Genomic DNA, 22692 nt, shown 5'->3' with positions numbered 1-22692 from the left:
TCGAGGCTGCCGCTAGCATCAGGGGAAAGACGATGAATGCTCGTTAACCAAAGTGGCCGTTGAGCTGGGTGAATGCCGGTGCAACGGCCATCCGGTCAGGGAGTGGAAGAAGGAACAGCAGCTATGCCGATTGCTTCCGACTCGGACACCGATCCGGTGCCCGAGTATGCCGCCTGGCGCAAGGGTGTCGCCGGGGTGCTGGCGAAGGCCCGCAGGGTGGATGCGAGCGACTTGCCGGATGAGCCGGAGAAGCTGCTCGCGGTCACGACCTATGACGGCCTGACCGTCAACCCGCTCTACACGCGCCGCGACGAACTGCCCGAGCAGCCGCTGCCCGGGCAGTTCCCCTACGTGCGCGGTGGCGACGCCACCCGCGACGTGCACCGTGGCTGGTTCGTCAGCCAGCGTTTCGGCGGCCCCGATGCCAAGGCCGTCAACGCGGACATCCTCTTCGCGCTCGACAACGGCGTGAGCGCGGTGTGGCTGGGCGTCGCCGAGCGCGGCGTGCCGGTCGACGGGCTGGCCACCGCACTGCAGGGCTTCCTGTTCGAGCTGGCGCCGCTCACCCTCGACGCCGGACCGGCCGCCAATGAGGCTGCGGCCGCACTGTTCTCGGTGCTGGACGGCTATGAAGCCCCGAACCGCAAGGACATTCGGGTCTCGCTGGGCGCCACCCCGCTGACGAGCCTGTTCGCCGGCTCCTCGGCCATCGACCTGGACGGCGCGGTCGCGCTGGCCCAGCAGGCGGTGGCCCGCACCGAGACGGTCCGCGCGATCACCGTGTGCGGCGTGGCCTTCCACAATGCCGGCGCTTCCGACGCCCAGGAGCTGGGTGCGGCCGTCGCCGCGGGCCTGGAGTACCTGCGTTCGCTCACCGACGCCGGGGCCGATATCGCGGATGCGCTGGAGCAGCTGGAGTTCCGCTTCGCGGCCACCGACGACCAGTTCGAGACCATCGCCAAATTCCGTGCCGCCCGGCGACTCTGGGCGCGCGTGGCGCAGGTGTGCGGGGCCCCGGCCTTCGGCAACGCGCCGCAGCAGGCGATCACGTCCGCGGCCATGATGAGCCAGCGCGACCCGTGGGTGAACATGCTGCGCACCACCCTCGCCGCCTTCGGCGCGGGCGTCGGTGGCGCGGACATCGTCACCGTGCTGCCCTTCGACGACGCCCTGCCCGCCGGGGAACTCGAGGTTTCCAAGGCGTTCTCGGAGCGCATGGCGCGCAACACCCAGCTGCTGCTGCTCGAGGAATCCCGCCTCGGCCACGTGCAGGACCCGGGCGCGGGCTCCTGGTACGTGGAGTCGCTGACCGATGAGCTCGCCGCCAAGGCGTGGGAGTTCATGCAGGAGATCGAGGCCGCCGGCGGCTACCTGGCCGCGCTGCAGGCGGGCCTGCTCGCCGAGCGCATCGGCGAGACCAAGGCGAAGCGCGATTCCGATGTGGCGCACCGCAAGACGGCCGTCACCGGCGTCAACGAGTTCCCGAACCTGGGCGAGAAGCCGCTGTCGGAGGCCGCGCGCGCCAAGACCTCTCCGGCCCGCTACGGCGCGGCCTTCGAGGCGCTGCGCAACCGCTCCGACGCCTACCTGGCCACCAACGGCGCGCGCCCGCAGGTGCGCCTGGTTCCGCTGGGCCCGGTGTCGGAGAACAATGTTCGTGTCACCTTCACCACCAACCTGCTGGCCTCCGGCGGCATCGAGGCGGTCACCGGCACCGGCCCGTCGATCGCCGTGCTGTGCGGCTCCGACACCCGCTACGGCACCGATGCCGCGGCGGCCGTGGACGAATTGCGGGCGGCCGGTGTGACCACCGTGCTGCTGGCCGGACCCGAGAAGGCGGTCGCGGAGCTGACCGGCGCGCAGCGCCCGGACGACTTCGTGACGGCCCGCATGGATGCTGTGGCGGCTCTGACCGGCCTGCTCGAAAAGCTGGGAGCGTAGAGATGAGCGATATCAAACATCGCATCGGCAATTTCGCCGAAGTACCGCTGACCGAGGGCGACACCGCGCCCGCCGGCGTCAGCGCCGCGCAGGTCGACGCCTTCGTCGCCGAGGCCGCTAGCGCCAATCACTATGCGCCCGAACAGCTCACCTGGTCGACCCCCGAGGGCATCGAGGTGCCGCCGGTGTTCACCAAGGCCGACCGGGATGCCATCGCCGCCGCGGGCTACCCGGTCGACAGCGTGCCGGGTGTGGCGCCGTTCGTGCGCGGTCCATACCCGACCATGTACGTGAACCAGCCGTGGACGATCCGCCAGTACGCGGGCTTCTCCACCGCCGCCGACTCGAACGCCTTCTACCGCCGCAACCTGCAGGCGGGCCAGAAGGGCCTGTCGGTCGCCTTCGACCTGGCGACCCACCGCGGCTACGACTCGGACCACCCGCGCGTCACCGGTGACGTCGGCATGGCCGGTGTCGCCATCGACTCCATCCTGGACATGCGGGAACTGTTCGATCAGATTCCGCTGGACCAGGTTTCGGTGTCGATGACCATGAACGGCGCGGTGCTGCCGATCCTGGCGCTCTACGTCGTCGCCGCCGAGGAGCAGGGCGTCAAGCCCGAGCAGCTGGCCGGAACCATTCAGAACGACATTCTGAAGGAGTTCATGGTCCGCAACACCTACATCTATCCGCCCAAGCCCTCGATGCGGATCATCTCCGACATCTTCGCCTACACCTCCGCGAAGATGCCGAAGTTCAACTCGATCTCCATCTCCGGCTATCACATCCAGGAGGCCGGAGCCACGGCCGACCTGGAGCTGGCCTATACCCTCGCCGACGGCGTGGAGTACATCAAGGCCGGTCTGGACGCGGGCATGGAGGTCGACAAGTTCGCGCCGCGACTGTCGTTCTTCTGGGCCATCGGCATGAACTTCTTCATGGAGGTCGCGAAACTCCGTGCGGGACGGCTGCTCTGGAGCGAGCTGGTCGCCAAGTTCGAGCCCAAGAACTCCAAGTCGCTGGCGCTGCGCACCCACTCGCAGACCTCGGGCTGGTCGCTGACCGCACAGGACGTGTTCAACAACGTCGCGCGCACCTGCGTCGAGGCCATGGCCGCCACCCAGGGCCACACCCAGTCGCTGCACACCAACGCGCTGGACGAGGCGCTGGCCCTGCCGACGGACTTCTCCGCCCGCATCGCCCGCAACACCCAGCTGCTCATCCAGCAGGAGTCCAACACCACCCGTCCGGCCGACCCGTGGGGCGGCTCGTACTACGTGGAGTGGCTGACCTACCAGCTGGCCGAGCGCGCCCGCGCCCACATCGCCGAGATCGAGGCGCACGGCGGTATGGCGCAGGCGATTTCGGAGGGCATCCCGAAGCTGCGCATCGAAGAGGCCGCGGCTCGCACCCAGGCGCGCATCGACACCGGTCAGCAGCCGGTGATCGGCGTCAACAAGTACCTGGTCGAGGAAGACACCCCGATCGAGGTGCTCAAGGTAGAGAACTCGCGCGTGCGCGCCGAGCAGAACGCCAAGCTGGAAAAGCTGCGGGCGGAACGCGATTCGGCCGAGGTCGAGAAGGCGTTGGCCGAATTGACCCGTGCGGCAGCCTCTTCGGAGGGTGGCATGGACAACAACCTGCTCGCCCTGGCCATCAACGCCGCGCGCGCCAAGGCCACCGTGGGTGAGATCTCCGACGCGCTGGAGCAGGTATACGGCCGCCACCAGGCCGAAATCCGCACGCTCTCCGGCGTTTACCGTGAGGAGGCCGGCAAGGTGACCAACATCAGCAAGGCGATCGAACTGGTCGAGGCCTTCGCCGAGGCCGAGGGCCGCCGCCCGCGCATCCTGGTCGCCAAGATGGGTCAGGACGGCCACGACCGCGGCCAGAAGGTGATCGCCACGGCCTTCGCCGACCTCGGCATGGACGTCGACGTGGGCCCGCTGTTCCAGACCCCCGAGGAGGTGGCGCAGCAGGCGGCCGACAACGACGTACACGTCGTCGGTGTCTCGTCGCTGGCCGCAGGCCACCTCACGCTGGTGCCCGCCCTGCGGCAGGCGTTGGCCGATGTCGGACGCCCCGACATCATGGTCACGGTCGGCGGCGTCATCCCGCCCGGTGACTACGACGAGCTGTACGCCGCGGGTGCCGCCGGCATCTTCGGCCCCGGCACCATCATCGCCGACGCCGCGATCGACCTGATCAAGAAGCTGGCCGCGCAGCTGGGCCACGAGATCGGCACCGGCGCAACGGAATGAGCGACGCCGCACGCGGGACCGAGGGTGGCGGAATCCACCCTCGGCTCGGCACCACCGCCGGCGTCGGCCTGCCCGGCGCCGCCGGCGCAGAAACGCCCGGCCCCGGTACCCAGCCCGCCACTCCGGTGGCGCGCCGAGTGATCGACGTCGACCAGCTGGCCGCGCAGGTCCGGGCAGGGGAGCGGGCCGGCCTGGCCCGCGCCATCACCCTGGTCGAATCGACCCGCACCGACCACCGGGAACTGGCCCAGCAGCTGCTGCTGCGGCTGACCCCCGAAGCGGGCAGGGTGGTGTCCAATCGCGTTGGCATCACCGGTGTTCCGGGTGTCGGCAAGTCGACGTTCATCGACGCGCTGGGCATGTACCTCATCGGCCAGGGCCACCGCGTGGCGGTGCTGGCCGTGGACCCGTCCTCGACCCGGACCGGCGGCTCGATTCTCGGCGACAAGACCCGCATGGCGCGACTGTCGGTGGAACGGGATGCCTTCATCCGCCCGTCCCCCACGGCCGGAACCCTCGGCGGCGTGGCGAAAGCCACCCGCGAGACCATCGTGCTGCTGGAGGCGGCAGGCTACGACGTCATCCTCGTGGAGACCGTCGGTGTCGGCCAGTCCGAGGTCACCGTCGCCAATATGGTGGACGTCTTCTGCTTCCTCACCCTGGCCCGCACCGGCGACCAGCTGCAAGGAATCAAGAAGGGCGTCCTCGAACTCGCCGACCTGGTGGCCGTGAACAAGGCCGACGGCCGCCACGAGCTGGAGGCCAAGGCCGCCGCCCGGGAACTTCAAGGAGCCATGCGGCTCATCCACCCGCGCGAATCCCTGTGGCGCCCACCCGTTCTCACCATGTCCGGCCTGAACGGCATCGGACTGGATTCGTTCTGGGACACGGTCCTCACCCACCGCCGCGTCCTCACCGAAGCAGGCGAGTTCGCCGAGAAGCGCCGCCGCCAGCAGGTCGACTGGACCTGGACCATGGTCCATGACAACCTGCTCCGTCGCCTCACCGAGAACCCGAACGTCAAGGCCCTGCGCACCCAGGTGGAAAAGCAGGTCCGCGACGGCTCACTGACCCCTGCCCTCGCCGCCGAAGAAATCCTCCGGGCCTTCGACGAACGGGCATGAGCCCCATGGACATTAGGATCCGACCAGGTACCGAATCCGAAGCGGAAGCGGTCGCCGCGCTGCACACCGCCAGCTGGCGCACCGCCTACGCGAGCATCATGCCCGAGGGTTATCTGAACGGTGCGTTGGCCGCCGACCACAAGGCGCTCTGGCGCCGACGCCTGACCGACGACCGATCCGAAGGCGATCTGTTCATCGCCGAATCCGGCTCGGAAATACTCGGATTCATCTACCTGGCACCCCGCGCGGATGGCCGGATTCTCATCGACAATCTGCACGTCAGCCCGACCCTCGTGCGGGGCGGCATCGGTTCCCGCCTCCTGCATCACGGATTCGAATGGGCCGCTGCCGAATACCCGGGTCGCCCCGTCTACCTCGAAGTCCTCCAGGCCAATACACCCGCCATCGCCTTCTACGAGCGCCACGGCGGTCGCCTCGCTGAGCCCCGAACCGCCCACTTCCCCCAGGGCTTTGATCTCCAGGAGCTGGAAATTACCTGGTCACGCGGCTGACGCGGGCATCGCGATCAGTCGATCTATGCGGCGCAGCCGGGTAGCCATCTCGCCGACGGTGAACCCCGCCGGACTTATGGTGGCCAGGCGGAACGGACTGAACGACCGTTCGAAGCCGATGGCGGTGCGGTTGGTCGGTGAGTGCGTGATGGACCTCTCGAGCCGCGAATCGTTCGATGCAGCGCACGATCTCTTTCCTCGAAAGTCCTTGTCGGGTGCGGTGTTCGACGTAGGCGCGGGTGCGTGGGTCGTGGCGCATGCGGACCACGGCATGGTGTGCAGGGCATGGTTGGGCCGCAGCGTGGCCAGGGCGGTGGTGCCCAGGCGGGTGGTCTGCTCACGTGGCATCGCGTGCGTGGACACGAGCAGACCGCGGATCCGGTAGATGGCCTGGGTGCGGGCCTTGACCGCGCTGCGGCGCGTAACGCGCAGCACGCGCACCGCCTCCGCAACTCGGGGGTTGAGGGACAGATCCGCGAAAGGTCACGCTGAGCGGTTTGGCTGTCAATCCAGCGTGCTGCCACAGATAAATTCCGGGGCAGGGCGGAATCGCCTGGCGGCCTACCTCTGCGAGATCCGGCGCTGAGCATCTACCGCAGATAATGCGCTCCTATCTTCGGTAACCCCTCAGCGCCAGATTTCTCGAATTTGGTCGGAACCCCACCTCTCCCCGGCCCACAGCGAGAACATCAATTTCTTCGGCGCCATCGACGTCGACATCGGTGGTGAACTCGCTGAGCTCGGCTCGACTGGTTACCGGCCGCTGCGTGTGCGCGACACGTTGTTCTGATCGGGAACCGACGCCGCGCGGGTGGGAGCTGCGGGTGTGTGTCGAAGCCGGGTGGCCGCCGCTACGAGCGGGCTGAGCGTGGCGGTGGCCAAGGCGCCGAGGGTGGTGTTGGTGGCCAGGATCAGCCGGACAGTTTTCATGGCCGCGGAGAGGACCTCGCCGCCGCGCTGGCGCATCTGCTCTTCGTAGCGCCCGATCGCGTCGGTGATGGTCGTGGTGCCGTCGGAGAGGGTGTCGAGCTGGGCGAGTAGGTCGGCTGCGTCTTGTATGGCCGCGCCGGCGCCCATGCCCGCGGTGGGTGGTGTGGCGTGCACGGCGTCACCGAGGGCGGTGATACGGCCTGCGGCCCACGGTGCGAGGTCGGTGGCGCGGGTCGAGGCGGCGTTGAACCGGAACGCGGCCACGCTGGCGGGATCGGCGCGGGCGATAACTTCCAGCGTGTGGCCGGCCCAGTTGCGGTCACGGAACCGGTCGAGCAGAGCGGTCTGCAACGCGCAGCCGCGCAGTTCGCGCAGGGAGTCGATGTGGGCGGATTCGGGGAACATCGCCCCCCAGATGTAGGTCGGGCCGGTCGTGATCGACATGCTCAGCTCGGGGGCATCGAGCGCGGCGTTGCCGACCGGGTCGAGGAACCCGACGTAGAGTGCGGCGCCTCGTGGGCCGATGCCAGTCGTCGAGCGGGTCCCGAGCCGCTGCTGCTCGGCGACGCTGAGGTCGGAGCGCCGGGTGCGGCCGGAGAATCCGATGATGCCGGTCGGGTGATTGGTCGGGCCTGCCGCCAGGCGGCGGCCGACGACCGAGTGGGTTCCGTCGGCGCCGACCACCAGGTCCGCGGTGACCGAGGTGCCGTCGATGAACATGACCTGCGGCATCCCATGTTCGTCGGCACCGACGTCCGACACGGCCCGCCCGAGTTGCAGATCCCCGCCGACGGCCTCCGCCAGCAGCGTGCGCAGCGTGATGCGGTCGACGTCGATGCTCGCGCTGGCGGACAGGTCCGGACCATGTCCGAGCAGGCGGCCGCGGTAGTCCCAGAACATGTCCCGGTCCCGCAGGCGCAGTGCCGATCCCGAGGCCAGCAGCCGGCGCATGATCTCCGGGGCCACCAGCCGCCCGAGCGCCGACTGGGCTCGCGCGTCGAGGGTGATGTGGTAACCGCCGGTCGCAGCGACGTCGGTGTCGCGGTCGAACACCGCCACCTCATAGCCGCCCAGGCGCAATCCCGCACCCAGTGCGAGCCCACCGATCCCTCCCCCTACCACGACAACACGCATGCTCAACCGCCTTTCCATCGTCGAACGATCAATCGCTGTCGACGCAGACGATGCCAGCAGTAGTGGACACCGGATGGCCAGTACGGATGGCACGATGATGCAATGGCCAGTACGTCACACCGGGCGCTGCGGCTGCTGTCCCTGCTCGGCTCACGCGGGACATGGCAGTTGCGGGATCTCGCCGCCCGACTCACGGTCAGCGAACGCACCGTGCGACGCGACCTGGACACCTTGCGCGAACTCGGATACCCGGTCCTGACCGTCCGAGGCCCGGCCGGCGGTTACCGGCTCGGCACCGGACACACCCTGCCGCCCCTGCTGCTCGACCACGACCAAGCACTCGCGATCGCCATCGCGCTGCAAACCGCACCCAGCTCCGTGTTCGGCCTGCAGGACGACACCGCCAGGGCACTGGCCACCTTGCAGCAAGCCATACCCGACACGCTACGAGCCGCGATGGAATCCCTACGCCTGACCAGGCTGCACAACTACTGGGAGTTCCCCGCACCCCCGATCGACCCCACCGCGCTCACCGCCGTGGGCACCGCCGTGCGGCTCCGCCATATCCTCATCACCGAAGTTCTCCGCCCCGACGGGACACGCCCGGCCCCCGGCGAGCCGGACTTCGCAGCAGCTCACCGGCTCGAGCCCCACCACCTCGCGGTGTGGGCGGGACGGTGGTACCTCATCGCCTACGACCTCGAAGACCACCACTGGCGAGTACACCGGGTGGACCGACTGCACCCGCGGCCCACCACCCGCGGCTTCGCACCCCGCGAACTCCCCGGCGGCGACCTCGCGCACTTCGTCATGAGCAGCCACGACCGCGGCGACACCGCCGCAGCCTGGCAATGCACCGGCAGCGCACGCCTCAACCTGCCCGCCCACATCGTGGCCCGCTGGGCACCCGGCGGCTCCGTCGTCGAACACCTCGACACCGACCACTGCCGCCTCACCCTCGGCGCCTGGTCCTGGGCCGGTATCGCCGGAATCCTCGCCACCTTCGACACCGACCTCACCGACCTGCACCCACCCGAACTCCTGCACGCCTGCCACCACATCGCGCACCGCTACGCCAGCATCCAGACGGCAGAACTCACCGCTCAATAAACGGATTACCGAACGCTCGCCGACCCCACGTCATCGACGCCGACACGCGCCGCGTCATCCTCGCTCGGCACGCCGACGACGAATCCATCCGCACCATCGCCCACGACGAGAACGGATTCGTTGTCTACAACGAACGTTTCGAACGAGTGCCCGACCGTGACGTGATGTTCGATGGCAATCTGCGTGGCGCGGTGTCGGTCGTCGAGGACAAGCGGTCGTGGCCGACCGAACAACTGGCTTCCTATGGCGGCGGATGGAAAGCCGGGCCCGACCAGTGCGGTGCAGCCGCCACCGGACTTCACCGGACTTCACGGAAACTGGCGATAGCGAGGGTTGGCGACTGAAACGCTTTGCTGTGGAGGTCAATTCGGAATCAGAAGAACCAAAACGCCTGGTCTGTGGGCTGGACGAACGCTGAGCGCGACTTTTGCCGCTCAGCCCCTCACGGGCCAGATCCTCCTTCGAAACGAGAGGCACATGGCTGCGGGACACCTTGTCCCGAAACCAGCACTATGGTACAACTTGTTCTGTACTTATGGGGCAATATGTACCGAAACGGAGTGACCATGAAGACCTTGCTGATGAGCACCGCGGCTGTCCCGGTGTCGGTTGAGGAACGCCGAGCTCGTCGTCCGGTCGCCCGCGATGTCGAGCTTTATCAACGCATGTTGCGCAGGTACGAAGAAACCGCGTGCATAGCTGACGAACTCGGCTTTGATGGTTTCGGTAGCACCGAGCACCATCTGCAGACAGAGGGAGGGGAATCGATGCCGAATCCTCTTCTCGCCTACGCCAAGTTGGCGTCGATGACCTCACGGATTCAGTTCATGCCCATGTCGGTCGTGGTGACATCGCACGATCCGATCAGGGTGGCCGAGGATCTGGCATTGTTCACGCATATGTTCCCCGGGCGCTTGGCTGGTGTTCAGTTTGCTCGTGGTTACCAGACCCGTTGGATGCAGACCTTGACCCAGTCGGAGAACGCCGTCGCCTTGAATCCGGTATCTGATCGGCGTAATCGGGACAGGTTCAACGACTACCTCGCAGTAATCGAGAAAGCGTGGACGCAGGATTCGTTCAACCACCGCGGCGAGTTCTACCAGGCGCCGTTTCCGGCCGACGGCATCCGCAGCTGGGCGCTGGCGGACTGGACGCGCGACTACGGTAGTTCTGGAGAGGTGGATGCGGACGGGACGATTCATGAGATCGGCGTCATCCCGAAGCCGCTGCAGCGGCCCAGGGTCTTCATCCCGAATACGTTCTCGCGGCAAACCGCTATCGACGCCGCCCAACACGGGCGCACGCTTGTCTTTGCTGCAGGAAACCGTGAACGGGCCCGCGAGACTGCCGAACTCTACCGGGACACCGCGCGTGAGGCCGGCCAGGAACTGCGCCTAGGCCAGAACTACGGGCTCTTGGTGAAGATCGCTTTCGGTGACACCTACGAGCAGGCGTTTGACTACGCTGCCCGAACTTTCGGGTTCTGGTACCACCACTTCTTCCAGAAGTTCGGCTTCACAGAGATTTTTCGTACCGACGCCGACGACCCCAACCGGCCGTTCGACATGGCCGATACACGGGCGTTGACCCAACGGATGATCGACTGCGGCCAGCTGCTGTGTGGCACCGCCGATCAGGTTCGTGACCAGATTGCGGAAGTGGCCAGCGTCTATGGTGATGGCGAGTTGGACTGGCTGATTTATGAGACCTGGGGGCAGTCACTGCCCGATGACGAGCGCAGCGAAGTTCATCGCTACCAGCTCAGTACCTATGCCGATGAAATTATGCCAGCGTTCCGCTGACCAGAAACATCGAATGCCAGCACCATAGAGCACGGAGGTGATCCGGCACTATCTACACGGATGGCCCATTTGTTGGTGCCGATCGGGACCACCACTGTCGCTGCTGGATCCGGGTCGGGCCGAGCGGTCCGACCCGGCCCCGAGATCGGCCGCATCAGTCGGCGGGATGGATACCTGAAAGAGCTCGCTTACCGGGACACGGGACAGACCACGCGCATGACTTCGATCATGGCGTGGTCAACTTCGATCGCGCTGTACACGTCGGATGACAGTGGCGCACTTGCGTTTCGGCGATCTTGCGGGGGCGGCTGCTTGGGTAACGTCTGCCCAGTGCGCAAGCGCCGCACCATATCCCGCCGCAACCAATCTCGGCCTTGGACGTGAGACCCCGATAGACGTAACTCCACAGTCGCCGAACTCGTGAATTTCTTGCACCCGAAGACCGGGATACGTGCACAACAGTTCCTTGTGGTACAAGATGTGCTGAAAAGGGTCCGAGCGTGGAGGGTGGAGTGAGCGAAGCGCAGCGAACGGATCCGAGTCTGACTCGTGGACCGGATCCGCGCGTCGTGCGCAGTCGGGAGGCTGCGCTCGAGGCGGCAAGACAACTGCTGATCGAACAGGGCTGGAGCGGTGTCACGCACGTCGCAGTGGCCGCGCGCAGCGGCATCGGTCGGACCACCCTCTACAGACATTGGCCGGACATCACAGCCCTGCTCTATGACGCGATAGCCGAACGCATAGGCCGGATCCGGCATGCACCCACAGGCGATCTGAAAACTGACTTGCGAAAAGAACTGAACGGCCTGCGATATTTGCTCCACGATCCAGTCGGTGAGCGCGGAATGCGCGCTGTCATCGACCGGGCTCCGTTCGATCCAGCCTTCGATCGATTGAAGAAGGCGCTGTATACCGCCGGTTCGGCAGGCTTTAGGGCCATCCTCGAAGCAGCCCGAGTGCGTGGCGATCTGGCACCCGAAGCGGATGTCGACCAAGTTATCGATCAATTGGCCGGACCGCTCATCTTTCGGAAACTCATGGCAGGCAGGAACATCGATCCGGCCTATGTCGACACCATTGTCGATGACGTCTGCAGGCTCCATGGCCGTTAGCCTCGATTCCTCGCCGGTTCTCGGGCCGGACCTGTGCGGGTTTCCGGCGGTCGATCGGCAGCTGGTGGGCACCATGGAATGACCCGCTCAGCGGGTGTCTGCCAGGTTCGGGGGTTGAGACTGGTACGGGCTCGTATTCCGGTGGTATGAATTCCCCTGTTGATCAAGGGGTTCGATGGTCTCGATGTCACCTGCCAAGGTGATGGGTTCTGGCGCAGGAAGCGTGATCGCGCTGGTCGGTAGTTTGCCGGGCGGAGTCCGGTACTGGTAATGGTGACAGGCGTGCTCTGGGGACCTGGTTCGAAAGTTGTTGCCACACTTGGATTCTGTGGCCGTGGTGTTTTGCGGTCAGGCGTTGACACGGCGCGCTCACCGCGATCGGGGTGGTCGGTCGATGTCGATAACGGTGACCCCCGCCGCGGTCAGCACCCGCGCGAGCTCGGCGCCGTAGGCGACGGTCCCCTCACAGGTGCAGCTCGGCCAGGCGGGACATGCCTTCACCATCACCAGAGTCGGCGGATCACTCCGGCGGCGCGCATCCATACCTGCTCATGACACACGGCCATTTCCGCCGTGACGGTCCGTACTGCTCAGGCCGGGTGGATCGTAAGAGTCTGCGAGCCGATCCACCCGGCCGCCGAGCACGGTGCACCGCTCGAGTTGGTGACGCGGGCACCGATTCCGGAGCCGTCCAACTACGACCCCGGCCGGATGATCCGAAGTGAGAGTGCGCCGGGTTAACCGCCGCGTCCCACTATCAGCTCACCCGCTCCAGCACAGTAATGAGTTGCTGCGCGGGGCGGCCCGAATACCGTGCTGGTGGCACGAATCGAGAGTGCCCAGGCACGGAAGGTCGTAGATATCTCCGAATTAGCTGCGTGATCGAGCATCCGCCCTCGGTCGGACCTCTGGATATTCCGTGACCCGCGCCCCTTCGGCTGTGCTGCGGCGGGGAACGAGCCGTGTGGCCGAGGTTGTGGTCTGTCCTTCCGGGCGGACCACTTGTGTTGATGCTGTCAGGAACTGAGCACGGTCGTTTGCCCGGTGAGGGGTTTCTCGGATGTGTGGAGAATATTGCTGAGGAACACGCCGTCGGAGTTCGGAACCCAGTCGTATGTCCGCGTCGTGGTGTTGTGCCGAAGGAGCCCTGCGGCATGACTACCGGAACGGCCTGGAAGCGTGGCCGCTGAGCGCGGAAAAGTGCCGGGCCGACCGGGCGGTTGTCAGATCATGGCGCGCAGCGGGCCCTCGGGCTCGATGCCCATGATGGTCAATGCCGTTGAGTGGTACAGCGATCCGGGCGTGTGGATGGCGTGCTGCAGACCAACGTGCGCGTCCCGCCAGAACCGCTGCATGACATTCTGTCGCCGCACGGCATTGCCGCCGGACCGGGCGAAGATCTCGTCCACCGCCGAAACCGCCCGCCAGGCACAGCGAACTTGATTGCGGCGCACCAGGGAACGATCCTCGAAGGTGATGGTCTTCCCGGCCTCGGCCTGGTCATAGAGGCGACTGATGCCGTCCAGCAGTTGGGTGCGCGAGGCCGCGATATCGGCCGCCGCCTCGGAGATGGCCGACAGCACGTACGGATCGTCCTTGATCTTGGTGCCCATGGCCGTGACCCGGTCGCGCTGATAGTCCAGGTGCGTTGCGAGCGCGCCCTCGGCGATGCCGATCACCGCCGAGGTGATGCCCAGCGGGAACATGGCCCAGAACGGCAGCTTGTATACGGTCTCGGTGCGGCCCGCCTGCTCGGCCGCGATCTCACCGGCCGCGACGGCATCGAACTCGATGGTCCGGTAGTCCGGAATGAATGCGCCGTCCACGATGACGTCCTTGCTGCCGGTGCCCTGCAGCCCGATGACATCCCACGAGTCGTCGACGATTGCGTAGTCCTCGCGCGGCAGCACCACGTGCAGCACGGTCGGCGGCATGACCGGATTGCCGTCGGCGTCACCGAGCAGCGCGCCCAGGAAGATCCAGTCGCAGTGATCGGTGCCGGAGGAGAAGTTCCAGCGGCCGCGCAGGGTGTACCCGCCGTCGACCGGAGTCGCCACACCCTGGGCGGCGTACGGCGAGGCGATCCAGGTGTCAGGGTTCTCGCCCCACACCTCGTTCTGCAGCCGCCGGTCCATCAGCGCCATCTCCCACGGGTGCACGCCGCCGACGCCGCATACCCAGCCGGTGGATCCACAGTGCTGGGCCACGGCCATGACCGCCTCGGCGAAATCCCGCGGATGCGCTGCGTACCCGCCGAAATCGGCGGGCTGCAGCAGCCGCATCACCCCGGCCTGACGGATCAGCTTGACGCTCTCGTCGGAGAGCTTGCCGAGCCGCTCGGTCTCCTCGGCGGTCGCCGCCAACTGGCCCGACAGCTCCGCGACCCGGATCACTACCTCGTGCGTCATCGCAACTCCCCACTGGTTCGGTGTGCCCCTATTAGAACGCGTTCTAGCGGTGGTGTCCGGGAATCCGCCTGCCCGCGAGCGAAATTCCCGATGATGAGAACCCGCCCCGCGGTCGGGTCCGGGCGATGTTTTCGCCCGGTGTGACGCAGCATACGGTCAGATAGATTGTGCACAATCTAATTGCTGGCTACCGTATTGGACATGACCGATGAGCTGGCGCTGGAAAACCAGCTGTGCTTCGCGCTCTACTCGGCGTCCCGGGCCATGACCGCCATGTACCGGCCTCAGCTGGACGACCTGGGCATCACCTATCCGCAATACCTGGTGCTGCTCGCGCTCTGGCAGCGCGACGACCGCACCGTCGGCGACCTGTGCTCGGCCCTGGAACTGGAGTCGGGCACGCTGTCGCCGCTGCTCAAGCGGCTCGAGGCGGCGGGCTTCGTGGCACGCCGCCGCTCGACCGCCGACGAACGCCGCGTGGAGATCACGCTGACCGACCGCGGACGCGAATTGCGTTCGGCCGCATGCCGGATCCCGGCCCGATCGGCCGAGCTCGCCGGCCTGCCCGGCGAGGAACTGATCCAACTGCGGGAAACCCTGCACCGACTCACCGTGGCCCTCACAGCCCACACCCGATCGAAGGAGACCCCCTGATGAACGTGCTCTACACCGCCGAAGCCCTCGCCACCGGCGACGGCCGCAACGGCCAGGTCCGCACCGACGACGGCAAGATCGACGCCACACTGTCGATTCCGAAGGAGATGGGCGGCAACGGCCTCGGCACCAACCCGGAGCAGCTCTTCGCCGCCGGTTACGCGGCCTGCTTCCACTCGGCGCTGCGCACCGTGGCGCGGTCGCTGAGGGCGAATGTGGACGACTCGGCCGTGGGCGCGAAGGTCGGTATCGGCGCCAATGACGCTGGCGGATTCGGCCTGGCCGTTACCCTCGAGGTGTCGCTGCCGCACCTGCCCCTGGACGAGGCCCGGGCGCTGGCGGACAAGGCACACCAGGTGTGCCCGTACTCCAATGCCACTCGCGGCAATATCGAGGTCGACGTCATCGTGGTCGAAGACTGAGGAGGCTGAGCATGCGTGCGGTAATCATCGAACAGTTCGGCGAGCCCGATCAGGTCCTGACCACGGCTGAGCGTCCGATGCCCGAGCCCGGGCCGGGTGAGGTGCGGATCGCGACCACGCTGGCCCCGATCCACAATCACGACCTGGCCATCATCCGGGGCGTCTACGGCTACCGGCCCGAGCTGCCCGCCATCCCGGGCACCGAGGCCGTCGGGCACATCGACGACCTGGGCCCCGGGGTCACCGGCCTGGAAATCGGTCAGCGCGTGACGGTTTCGGGTGTGCAGGGGGCGTGGGCGGAGTACTTCGTGGCCAAGGCGGGCGGGATCGTCCCGGTGCCGGATACGGTGTCCGACGCGACCGCGAGTCAGCTGCTGGCCATGCCGCTGAGCGCCCTCATGCTGCTCGAGGACCTCGATGTCGAACCCGGCCGATGGATCGCGATCAATGCCGCCAATGGCGCGGTGGGACGACTGGTGAACCAGCTCGCCCGCGCCCGCGGTGTCCACGTCCTGAACCTGGTGCGTAGCGCGGCGGCCGCGAAGTCGTTGCGGGAGCTGGGCTTCGAACCGGTGCTGGAGACCGAGTCGGGGGACTGGCAGCAGCAGGTCGCGGAGGTCACCGACGGCGAACCCATCGCCCGCGCGGTGGACCAGGTCGGTGGGCCGGCCGCCAACGACCTACTGTCGGTGCTCGGCCCGCGTGGTGAGCTCATCACCTTCGGCGCGCTGTCGGGCCAGCCGCTGGTGCTCAACCCCGGCCCGATCATCTTCAAACAGGCCGTGGTGAAGGGCTTCTGGGGTTCCAAGCGCGCCGAGGAGATCGGCGGCGACGAACGCCGCCGCCTCATCACCGAGCTGGTGACTCTGGCCGCCCGCGGTGAACTGGACCTGGCCGTCGAGGCCACCTACCCGCTCGCGGAGGCCGCCGAGGCCGCGGCCGCGAGCGAACGCCCGGGCCGCAATGCCAAGATCGCGCTCAGTGCGGCGGCGCTACCCGGCCAGTAGGACCGCGATCAGCGTGATCGCGCCGGGCAGCGCCTGCCCGAAGAAGATCCGGCGGCTCGCGGTGGCCCCACCATAGAGTCCGGCCACCACGACGCAGGCCGCGAAGAAGATCTTCGCGGCCTGGCCGACCGGATCGCCGGCGATCAGACCCCAGATCAGCCCCGCCGCCAGAAAGCCGTTGTAGAGGCCCTGATTCGCGGCGAACACCTTGGACTCCTCGGCGAACTCGGCCGTGACACCGAAGCCCGCGCGCACCCGCGGCGTGGTCCACAGGAACATCTCCATGATCAGGATGTAGATGTGCAGCGCGGCGAGCAATCCGACCAGGATGTCCGCGACCAAACGCATGACCGACCCGCCTTCCGTGGGGTTTCGGCCGACACCGGCCATCGCGTCTCATCGTGTCAGACCAGTCCCACTGGAAGGCCCTGAGCGCATCGCCGGAACGCGGAGTGTCGCGCGCCCGGTGAGCTATCCGATGGCGAAGAGGTCCGCGGCATTGCGGTAGCAGACCGCCCGCAGCCAGTCGTCGCCGAGACCGAGCCGTTCCAGAGCGAACAGCGCATGGCCGTAGGAATAGGGAATGTTCGGGAAGTCGCTGCCGAACAGGATGCGATCCCCGAAGTCGCGCAGCCGCCGCAGGTCGGTGGCGGGGAAGGGGTCGCCGGCCTCGAAGAAGTCGGTGAAGGTCATGGTGGTGTCGAGTAGGACGCCGGGGTTGTCCGCGGCGATGTCGAGGAACTCGCTGTACTCGGGCGCCCCCATGTGCGCGATGATCAGGCGCAGTCGCGGGAACCGCCGCAGCAGTTGGGCGATCGGCTCGGGTCCGGTGAATCGCCCGGCGGCAGGCCCGGACCCGCAGTGCGTGACCACCGGAATGCCCGCCTCCTGTACCAGCCCCCACACCTCGTCCAGCAGCGGATCCGCCGGGTGGTAGTTGCCGACCTGGATGTGCAGCTTGAAGATTCGCGTCCCCGACTCGATCGCGGCACGCACATAGCCGGCCGCACCCGGCTCCGGGTAGAAGGTCGACGTGTGCAGGCAGTCCGGGGTGCGGGCGGCGAAATCGGCGGACCACTCGTTGAGCCAGGCCGCCATCTCCGGCTTGTGCGGGTAGACCATCGAGGTGAAGGCGCGAACGCCGAAGCCGCGCAGCGTCTTCAGCCGCACCTGCTCCTCGGCGCGGTAGGTGATAGGCCACGCGCGGTGGCCGAGCAGTGGCCCCGCCGAATCGAAGTAGCCCCACACCTTCCGCAGCACCTGTTCGGGCATGAAATGCGTGTGGACGTCGATGATCCCGGGCAGGCCCAGCCGCGTATGGAAACCGGTGACGTAGTCGAGGTCCTGCTCGTCGGTCACCGGGTCGAATCTCCTTCCGCGAACACGGTTCGCGCGTAATCCCCGACGCGGTCGACGAGCCGCTCGAAGAACAGCTCCGGATCGGTCCCGATCACGATGTCGGCGTTGGGTTCCCGCCCCCACATGCCCGCCCAGTCGGCGACCGTGGTGGCGCGGGTGATCGTTCCGGTCAACTCCACGTCGACGGTCGCGGGTTTGGTGACGGCCAAGCTCGGGTCCAGTGCCACGGCCGCCGCGAACGGGTCGTGCATGTGCGCCAGATACCCCTGGTCGTAGAGCTTGTGGAAGTCGAAGTAGAAGCGGATCGCATCGGTCAGGTACCGCACCAGCGGATTGCTTGCCGCCGACCGCGCCTCCGGCGGATCGTTCTCACTGACATGCTCCACCGGTGTGCTCCCGGCCCGTTCGGCCAGTAGCGCCAGGTGTTTGGGCTTCATCTCGATGGTCTCGGTGATGTCGAGCGCGCACACGATGGGCCGGCGGTCGGCGGGTGCGGTGGAGAAGGCGTCGAACACCTCCTTGGCCGCTTCCGGATCGACGTGCACGTTCCACTCGTTGGTCGGAGTGGTGTTGCCCGGATGGTTGAACGCGCCGCCCATGATCACCAGGCGTCGGAGCAGCTGCGGCAGTTGAGGTTCCATCCGCAGCGCCAGGGCGAGATTGGTGAGCGGCCCGGTGCACAGCCCCACGATCTCGCCCGGATGCTCGCGCACCAGGTCCACCCACAGCTGGGCCGCTGATCGGCCGGACAGGGTCCGGGTGGTCGGCGGCAGCTCGGCGTAGCCGACGCCCTCGGGCCCGTGGGTGTCCTCGGTCGTGCGCAATGGCACGGACAGAGGTGTCAACGCGCCCTGGGCTACCTCGAGCTCCGGGGCCCGCACCAGCTCGAGCAGCGCGAGATTGTTGGCGGCCACCTGCGGCGCGGGCACATTGCCCGCGGTGGAGGCGATTCCGACGATCTCGGCCTCGGGGGAGGCGAGGAGGTAGAGCAGGCCCAGGGAGTCATCGATGCCGGTGTCGTTGTCCATGAGGATCTTCTGCCGCACGGGTTCGAGGGTAGCCGTATCGGTGCCGGCCGCCCCACGGGGAGCATGTGCCGGTCCTGCCGGTTCATGAAACGCTCGTCTAGGACGTTCGTCTAAGACGCTGGTAGGGTGGTCCTATGGGAAATCGAGAAGACCTCCTGGCGGGCGCCCGCAAGGCCGTCCTGGAACGCGGCCTGGCCAAGGTGACCGCCCGGGACATCGCCACTGCCGCCGGAGTGAGCCTGGCCGCCATCGGCTATCACTTCGGTTCCAAGGACCAGCTGGTCACCGAGGCCATCACGATGGGCGTCGGCACCCAGATCGGTGACGACATGGAGGCCGCTATCCGGGACGCGGGGGAGGGCCGCACGCTGTGGGAGTCGCTGGCCGCGACCTGGAACGGCTTCGTCGATGTGGTGCAGCGTAATCGCGACGGCCTGTTGCTGAGCACCGAGAACGGCATCCAGATCGCGCGCGATCCCGTGCAGCAGGTCTACATGGCCGAGGCCAGCGCGGTCGCGCATCGCGAGATCGCCGCGGCCGTCCACTCGGCGCACCCGGATCTGACCGACGACCAGGCCGCAGCGGTCGGGCAGCTGCTGTTCCTGCTGTTCCAGGGCCTCGCCATCCAGAAGATGATCGCGCCGGGTGCCGAACTGCTGGACGGTGGTTCGGTGGTGACCGCCATCGAAGCCATCCGGAGCAAATGAACTCACCGTTCGGCCGGCCGTGTGAGCTCAGCCCGGCGGCACGTGCCGCAGCCGCGTCATGGCGATGACGGCCAGCAGTAGCGCCGCGCCCGCCGCGATGGCGGCGGTCAGGTGCATGCCGGTCAGGAAGGCGTGCTTGGCCGCCTCGGCCATGGCGCTGCCCACCTTCCCCGGCATCGTCCGGGCGACTTCGAGTGCCGCGCCCAGTGTGTCGCGCGCGGCGCGGGCGTCGGGCTCCTGCACCCCGTAGGGCAGGGTGGTGTTGAGCTGGTTGCGGTAGATGGCGATGCTGATGCTGCCGAGAATGGAGATCCCCAGCGCGCCACCGAATTCGGCCCCGGTCTCCGAGAGCCCGGATGCCGCGCCCGCCTGCTCCGGGGGCGCGGTGCCCACGATGAGCTCGGTGGTGATGCCGAAAACCGGCGCCAGCCCGAACGACACCAGCAGCGACGCCGCGATGGTGAGCTCCACGCCGCCGGTCGCGGTGATCCGGGTGAGCAGCAGCAGTCCGCACGCGGCCATGGCCATGCCCCCGCCGATCATGTAGGCGGGCCGCATCACCTTCATGATGCGCGGGCCCAGCTGCGAGCCGATCATGAAGCCGAGGCCCGCCGGGATGGTGGCGAGACCCGCCCGCAGCGGCGACATGCCCAGCACCAGTTGGAAATACTGCCCCACGAACAGGGCGTATCCGAAGGCCACGAAGATCGCGACCATATTGATGGTGAGCGCGGTGCGGAAGCTGCCCAGCCGGAACAGCCGCAGATCAAGCATGGGTTCGCTGGTGTTGAGCTGCCGCCGGACGAAGACCGCGCCGATCGCGAGGCCGGCCACCAGTGCCGAGACCGCGGCCGCGCCGGGGCCGTCCTGGGCGGCCTTCTTCATGCCGAAGACCACCAAGAGCACTGCTGTCGTGCACAATCCGGCACTGACCAGGTCCAGGCGTCCGGCATCGGGATCGCGGAACTCGGGGAGCACGCGGGGCGCGAGAACGATCAGCAACACCATGACGGGCACCGCGAGCAGGAACACCGACCCCCACCAGAAGTGCTCGAGCATGATGCCGCCCGCCAGCGGCCCGATGGAGCCGCCCACCGAGTAGGACCCCACCCAGACCCCGACCGCGATGGAGCGCTGGCCCGGATCGCGAAACATGGTGAATATCAACGAGAGTGTGGACGGCGCCAGGGTGGCCCCGGCGACGCCGAGCAGGGCCCGGCAGCCGATCAGCACTGGCGCCGAGGGCGCGAAGGCCGCGATCACCGAGACCGCGGCGAAGGCGGCCGCCCCGACCATCAGCAGTCGCCGTCTGCCGATGCGATCGCCGATGGTGCCCATGGTGAGCAGCAAACCGGCGACCATGAAACCGTAAACGTCGATGATCCAGAGCAATTGGGAGCTCGTGGGGCGGAGTTTCTCGCTGATCTGGGGGACCGCCAGGTGCAGGACGGTGAGGTCCATCGAGTACACCAGGCAGGCCAGCGCCAGTACCGCCAATCCTGCCCATTCCCGTCGCCCCACCGAGATGGCGCCGGCGTCGCTGGCGGCGGGGAGCAAGGGAGTAGGTGTGTCCACGATGACGTCCTCCATCTGCATGCCGACATACAGGTCGACAATTTTGATGTCGGTTTCAGGGTCTCAAATATTAACGCCGGACGTGGGACAAGTCCGGCGTGTTGAAAGCACTGTATTGCAAAGCCAATTCGCCCAATTCGCCGATGCACTTGCGGGTGTGCGTGCAGCACGTTGTATACATTCGCGCGCGTTACGAACCGTCCGGTCGGGCTTTCCATCCGGGAGCGCTCGAACCGTGGGCCGGAGCGGGCCACGGATGGTCCGGATACTCGCTCAGCGCGGGTCCCGCTGTGGTCACCGCGTCGTGGGTGAAGGCGTACCGGGCATTGGGCGCCGCGGCGGGTTCGTGGGCGGGCGTCCGGCCCGGCGCGGTGATCAGCCAGGATGCCGTGCGGGCCAGGGCAACCCGGACATCGCGGCCGAGGCCGTCGCCACGGAGCGCGCACAGTGCGTCGAGCACGCCCGCTGCGAGCAGGTACCCGCTGGCGTGATCGAGTGCCTGGGCCGGGAGGGCGCCCACGGATGATTCGCCACGCGAATTATCCTGTGTGCCTTCGATGAGCGAAATTCCCGATGCAGCCTGCACGATGCTGTCGAAACCGCGTCGATCACCCCATGGTCCGAGTTCGCCCCAGGCCGAAACTCGGCCGTGCACAATTCCCGGACGAATTTCCCCGGGCCGCACTCCGAGCCGTTCCAAGCTGCCCGGTCGGTAACCCGAGATGATTATGTCTGCATTGTTGATCAATTCGCGAAAAACGGGAAGTCCGGTACGCAAATCGACTACAGTAGAGCGCTTCCCCTGACACGTGTCCAGGTACTGCCAGCCAATCTCCGGCAACCCGGGCGGGTCGATCCGTAGCACATCGGCTCCGAGCAGTGCCAATGCCCGCGTCGCCACCGGTCCGGCGATCACCCGGGTGAGATCGAGAACGCGGATCCCGCGCAGCGGCAGCAATTGTGATGCGGCAGTGGGGCACTCGAATCCACCCCGATCGCCGCGCACGTCCACGGCCACCAGCGGGCCGGAGGCGGCGGCCTTGCCCTGCGGGCTGTCGGCCCACTCCCGCTCGGGCCGGACCCGCACCGCGATCGCACCGTGCTCGCCGGCCCGCTGTTCGATGTCCGCAGCCGTCAGTGTCGCTGCGCGCCGGGCGAAGTCCTCGCGGCCGGCCGTGCCGGGCAACTCCATAGCGGCCAGCAACCGGGCGCGATGATGCGGATAGTTGGCGTGTGTACGGACCCATGCGTCCGCAGCTCTGAAGAATCCCGACAACTCTGCGAAACCGTCCGCCGGTTCGCCGTGGAGCCGGAACAGGCGCTCACTCGAGAAGGCCGCGGCGACCCGGGCCGGGTCGACCGTGCTGCCCAGCGGTGTCACGCCGCAGGTGGCCCGCCAGCGGTCCGCCGCCGCGGCGAAGGCCGCCACCGCACCGCCCGCCAGCGCCCAGACCGGCAGCGTCGCAGCCAGATTCGCACCCGGATCGAGCGTGGGCAACGGTGTCCCCGGAACGCCGATTCCGGCCTCGTACGCACGAACCAGCGCATCGTAGGTAGCCACGATCCGACTGTATCGCCGGCGCCGGGTCCGACCACGGTGGCATAT

Annotated in this window: 19 protein-coding genes and 1 pseudogene; 11 read left to right on the top strand and 9 right to left on the bottom strand. The window is 67.4% G+C overall.

Going from position 1 to position 22692, the window contains the following annotated elements:
* The first annotated feature begins 123 nt into the window (after window positions 1-123).
* From ABZ909_RS32910 to ABZ909_RS32895, 4 genes are all read left to right on the top strand, one after another.
* Window positions 124-1941 (top strand): methylmalonyl-CoA mutase family protein, encoded by a 1818-nt coding sequence (locus ABZ909_RS32910; RefSeq protein WP_357007494.1) that lies wholly within the window; start codon window positions 124-126, stop codon window positions 1939-1941.
* 2 nt (window positions 1942-1943) lie between these two features.
* Window positions 1944-4202: a methylmalonyl-CoA mutase gene (gene scpA, locus ABZ909_RS32905; protein WP_357007491.1), complete on the top strand. Its 2259-nt coding sequence runs from the start codon at window positions 1944-1946 to the stop codon at window positions 4200-4202.
* A 125-nt stretch (window positions 4203-4327) separates the two neighbouring features.
* Window positions 4328-5326: a methylmalonyl Co-A mutase-associated GTPase MeaB gene (meaB, locus tag ABZ909_RS32900; RefSeq protein WP_357007619.1), complete on the top strand. Its 999-nt coding sequence runs from the start codon at window positions 4328-4330 to the stop codon at window positions 5324-5326.
* Window positions 5323-5838: an N-acetyltransferase gene (locus tag ABZ909_RS32895; RefSeq protein ID WP_357007488.1), complete on the top strand. Its 516-nt coding sequence runs from the start codon at window positions 5323-5325 to the stop codon at window positions 5836-5838. The genes meaB and ABZ909_RS32895 overlap by 4 nt, the downstream gene beginning before the upstream one ends.
* Here ABZ909_RS32895 and ABZ909_RS32890 read toward each other — a convergent pair.
* Together ABZ909_RS32890 and ABZ909_RS32885 are read right to left on the bottom strand one after the other, a co-directional pair.
* A pseudogene (locus ABZ909_RS32890) lies at window positions 5819-6135 on the bottom strand (hypothetical protein); the annotation flags it as partial. The gene ABZ909_RS32895 and the pseudogene ABZ909_RS32890 sit on opposite strands and share 20 nt — an antisense overlap.
* Window positions 6136-6591: 456 nt before the next feature.
* Window positions 6592-7902 carry an FAD-dependent monooxygenase gene (locus ABZ909_RS32885; protein WP_357007485.1) on the bottom strand — a complete coding sequence of 437 codons (1311 nt, stop codon included), beginning with the start codon at window positions 7900-7902 and terminating at the stop codon, window positions 6592-6594.
* Window positions 7903-8004: 102 nt separating this feature from the next.
* On the opposite strand from ABZ909_RS32885, the gene ABZ909_RS32880 reads away from it, so the two are divergent.
* Entirely contained in the window at window positions 8005-9012 is a 1008-nt protein-coding gene (locus tag ABZ909_RS32880; RefSeq protein WP_357007482.1) for a WYL domain-containing protein, read from the top strand.
* Window positions 9013-9017: 5 nt separating this feature from the next.
* On the opposite strand, the gene ABZ909_RS32875 is transcribed toward ABZ909_RS32880, so the two are convergent.
* Entirely contained in the window at window positions 9018-9314 is a 297-nt protein-coding gene (locus ABZ909_RS32875; RefSeq protein ID WP_357007479.1) for a hypothetical protein, read from the bottom strand.
* A gap of 264 nt (window positions 9315-9578) precedes the next feature.
* Here ABZ909_RS32875 and ABZ909_RS32870 point away from each other — a divergent pair, with 264 nt between their 5' ends.
* Window positions 9579-10814: an LLM class flavin-dependent oxidoreductase gene (locus tag ABZ909_RS32870; RefSeq protein ID WP_357007477.1), complete on the top strand. Its 1236-nt coding sequence runs from the start codon at window positions 9579-9581 to the stop codon at window positions 10812-10814.
* 512 nt (window positions 10815-11326) lie between these two features.
* A complete protein-coding gene (locus ABZ909_RS32865) occupies window positions 11327-11926 on the top strand; it encodes a TetR/AcrR family transcriptional regulator (RefSeq protein WP_357007475.1) in 600 nt (199 codons plus the stop codon).
* Between the two features lie 1223 nt (window positions 11927-13149).
* Here ABZ909_RS32865 and ABZ909_RS32860 read toward each other — a convergent pair.
* Window positions 13150-14334 (bottom strand): acyl-CoA dehydrogenase family protein, encoded by a 1185-nt coding sequence (locus ABZ909_RS32860; protein ID WP_357007473.1) that lies wholly within the window; start codon window positions 14332-14334, stop codon window positions 13150-13152.
* A gap of 201 nt (window positions 14335-14535) precedes the next feature.
* Between ABZ909_RS32860 and ABZ909_RS32855 the strand changes: the two genes are divergently transcribed.
* The 3 genes from ABZ909_RS32855 to ABZ909_RS32845 are packed head-to-tail and all read left to right on the top strand — an operon-like array spanning window position 14536 to window position 16417.
* Window positions 14536-14988: a MarR family transcriptional regulator gene (locus ABZ909_RS32855; RefSeq protein WP_357007471.1), complete on the top strand. Its 453-nt coding sequence runs from the start codon at window positions 14536-14538 to the stop codon at window positions 14986-14988.
* Window positions 14988-15410, top strand: a complete 423-nt coding sequence (locus ABZ909_RS32850) for an organic hydroperoxide resistance protein (RefSeq protein ID WP_357007468.1) — start codon at window positions 14988-14990, stop codon at window positions 15408-15410. The genes ABZ909_RS32855 and ABZ909_RS32850 overlap by 1 nt, the downstream gene beginning before the upstream one ends.
* A gap of 11 nt (window positions 15411-15421) precedes the next feature.
* Window positions 15422-16417, top strand: a complete 996-nt coding sequence (locus tag ABZ909_RS32845) for a zinc-binding dehydrogenase (RefSeq protein WP_357007466.1) — start codon at window positions 15422-15424, stop codon at window positions 16415-16417.
* On the opposite strand, the gene ABZ909_RS32840 is transcribed toward ABZ909_RS32845, so the two are convergent.
* The 3 genes from ABZ909_RS32840 to ABZ909_RS32830 form a co-directional block, all read right to left on the bottom strand.
* Window positions 16403-16765, bottom strand: a complete 363-nt coding sequence (locus ABZ909_RS32840) for a DUF1304 domain-containing protein (RefSeq protein ID WP_357007463.1) — start codon at window positions 16763-16765, stop codon at window positions 16403-16405. The two genes, ABZ909_RS32845 and ABZ909_RS32840, sit on opposite strands and share 15 nt — an antisense overlap.
* 123 nt (window positions 16766-16888) lie before the next feature.
* A complete protein-coding gene (locus ABZ909_RS32835) occupies window positions 16889-17776 on the bottom strand; it encodes an amidohydrolase family protein (RefSeq protein ID WP_357007461.1) in 888 nt (295 codons plus the stop codon).
* Window positions 17773-18804, bottom strand: a complete 1032-nt coding sequence (locus tag ABZ909_RS32830; RefSeq protein ID WP_357007617.1) for a nucleoside hydrolase — start codon at window positions 18802-18804, stop codon at window positions 17773-17775. The genes ABZ909_RS32835 and ABZ909_RS32830 overlap by 4 nt, the downstream gene beginning before the upstream one ends.
* 134 nt (window positions 18805-18938) lie before the next feature.
* On the opposite strand from ABZ909_RS32830, the gene ABZ909_RS32825 reads away from it, so the two are divergent.
* Window positions 18939-19511, top strand: coding sequence for a helix-turn-helix domain-containing protein (locus ABZ909_RS32825; protein ID WP_357007459.1), 573 nt, complete (start codon window positions 18939-18941; stop codon window positions 19509-19511).
* 27 nt (window positions 19512-19538) lie between these two features.
* Here ABZ909_RS32825 and ABZ909_RS32820 read toward each other — a convergent pair whose 3' ends face one another.
* Window positions 19539-21086 carry an MFS transporter gene (locus ABZ909_RS32820; protein WP_357007456.1) on the bottom strand — a complete coding sequence of 516 codons (1548 nt, stop codon included), beginning with the start codon at window positions 21084-21086 and terminating at the stop codon, window positions 19539-19541.
* A 190-nt stretch (window positions 21087-21276) separates the two neighbouring features.
* Window positions 21277-22647: a CoA transferase gene (locus ABZ909_RS32815; protein ID WP_357007453.1), complete on the bottom strand. Its 1371-nt coding sequence runs from the start codon at window positions 22645-22647 to the stop codon at window positions 21277-21279.
* Window positions 22648-22692 lie beyond the last annotated feature (45 nt).

The sequence above is a fragment of the Nocardia sp. NPDC046763 genome (genome assembly GCF_040645495.1).
Classification (GTDB): Bacteria; Actinomycetota; Actinomycetes; order Mycobacteriales; family Mycobacteriaceae; genus Nocardia.
Note: the sequence above shows the minus strand (reverse complement) of the source record. Positions and strands in the feature narration are given on the sequence as shown.

Coding starts and splice junctions, on each gene's coding strand:
- ABZ909_RS32845 (WP_357007466.1), top strand. CDS start 15,422: ATGCGTGCGGTAATCATCGAACAGTTCGGCGAGCCCGATCAGGTCCTG.
- ABZ909_RS32885 (WP_357007485.1), bottom strand. CDS start 7,902: ATGCGTGTTGTCGTGGTAGGGGGAGGGATCGGTGGGCTCGCACTGGGT.
- ABZ909_RS32860 (WP_357007473.1), bottom strand. CDS start 14,334: ATGACGCACGAGGTAGTGATCCGGGTCGCGGAGCTGTCGGGCCAGTTG.
- ABZ909_RS32895 (WP_357007488.1), top strand. CDS start 5,323: ATGAGCCCCATGGACATTAGGATCCGACCAGGTACCGAATCCGAAGCG.
- ABZ909_RS32830 (WP_357007617.1), bottom strand. CDS start 18,804: ATGGACAACGACACCGGCATCGATGACTCCCTGGGCCTGCTCTACCTC.
- ABZ909_RS32825 (WP_357007459.1), top strand. CDS start 18,939: ATGGGAAATCGAGAAGACCTCCTGGCGGGCGCCCGCAAGGCCGTCCTG.
- ABZ909_RS32850 (WP_357007468.1), top strand. CDS start 14,988: ATGAACGTGCTCTACACCGCCGAAGCCCTCGCCACCGGCGACGGCCGC.
- ABZ909_RS32870 (WP_357007477.1), top strand. CDS start 9,579: ATGAAGACCTTGCTGATGAGCACCGCGGCTGTCCCGGTGTCGGTTGAG.
- ABZ909_RS32910 (WP_357007494.1), top strand. CDS start 124: ATGCCGATTGCTTCCGACTCGGACACCGATCCGGTGCCCGAGTATGCC.
- ABZ909_RS32840 (WP_357007463.1), bottom strand. CDS start 16,765: ATGCGTTTGGTCGCGGACATCCTGGTCGGATTGCTCGCCGCGCTGCAC.
- scpA (WP_357007491.1), top strand. CDS start 1,944: ATGAGCGATATCAAACATCGCATCGGCAATTTCGCCGAAGTACCGCTG.
- ABZ909_RS32855 (WP_357007471.1), top strand. CDS start 14,536: ATGACCGATGAGCTGGCGCTGGAAAACCAGCTGTGCTTCGCGCTCTAC.
- ABZ909_RS32880 (WP_357007482.1), top strand. CDS start 8,005: ATGGCCAGTACGTCACACCGGGCGCTGCGGCTGCTGTCCCTGCTCGGC.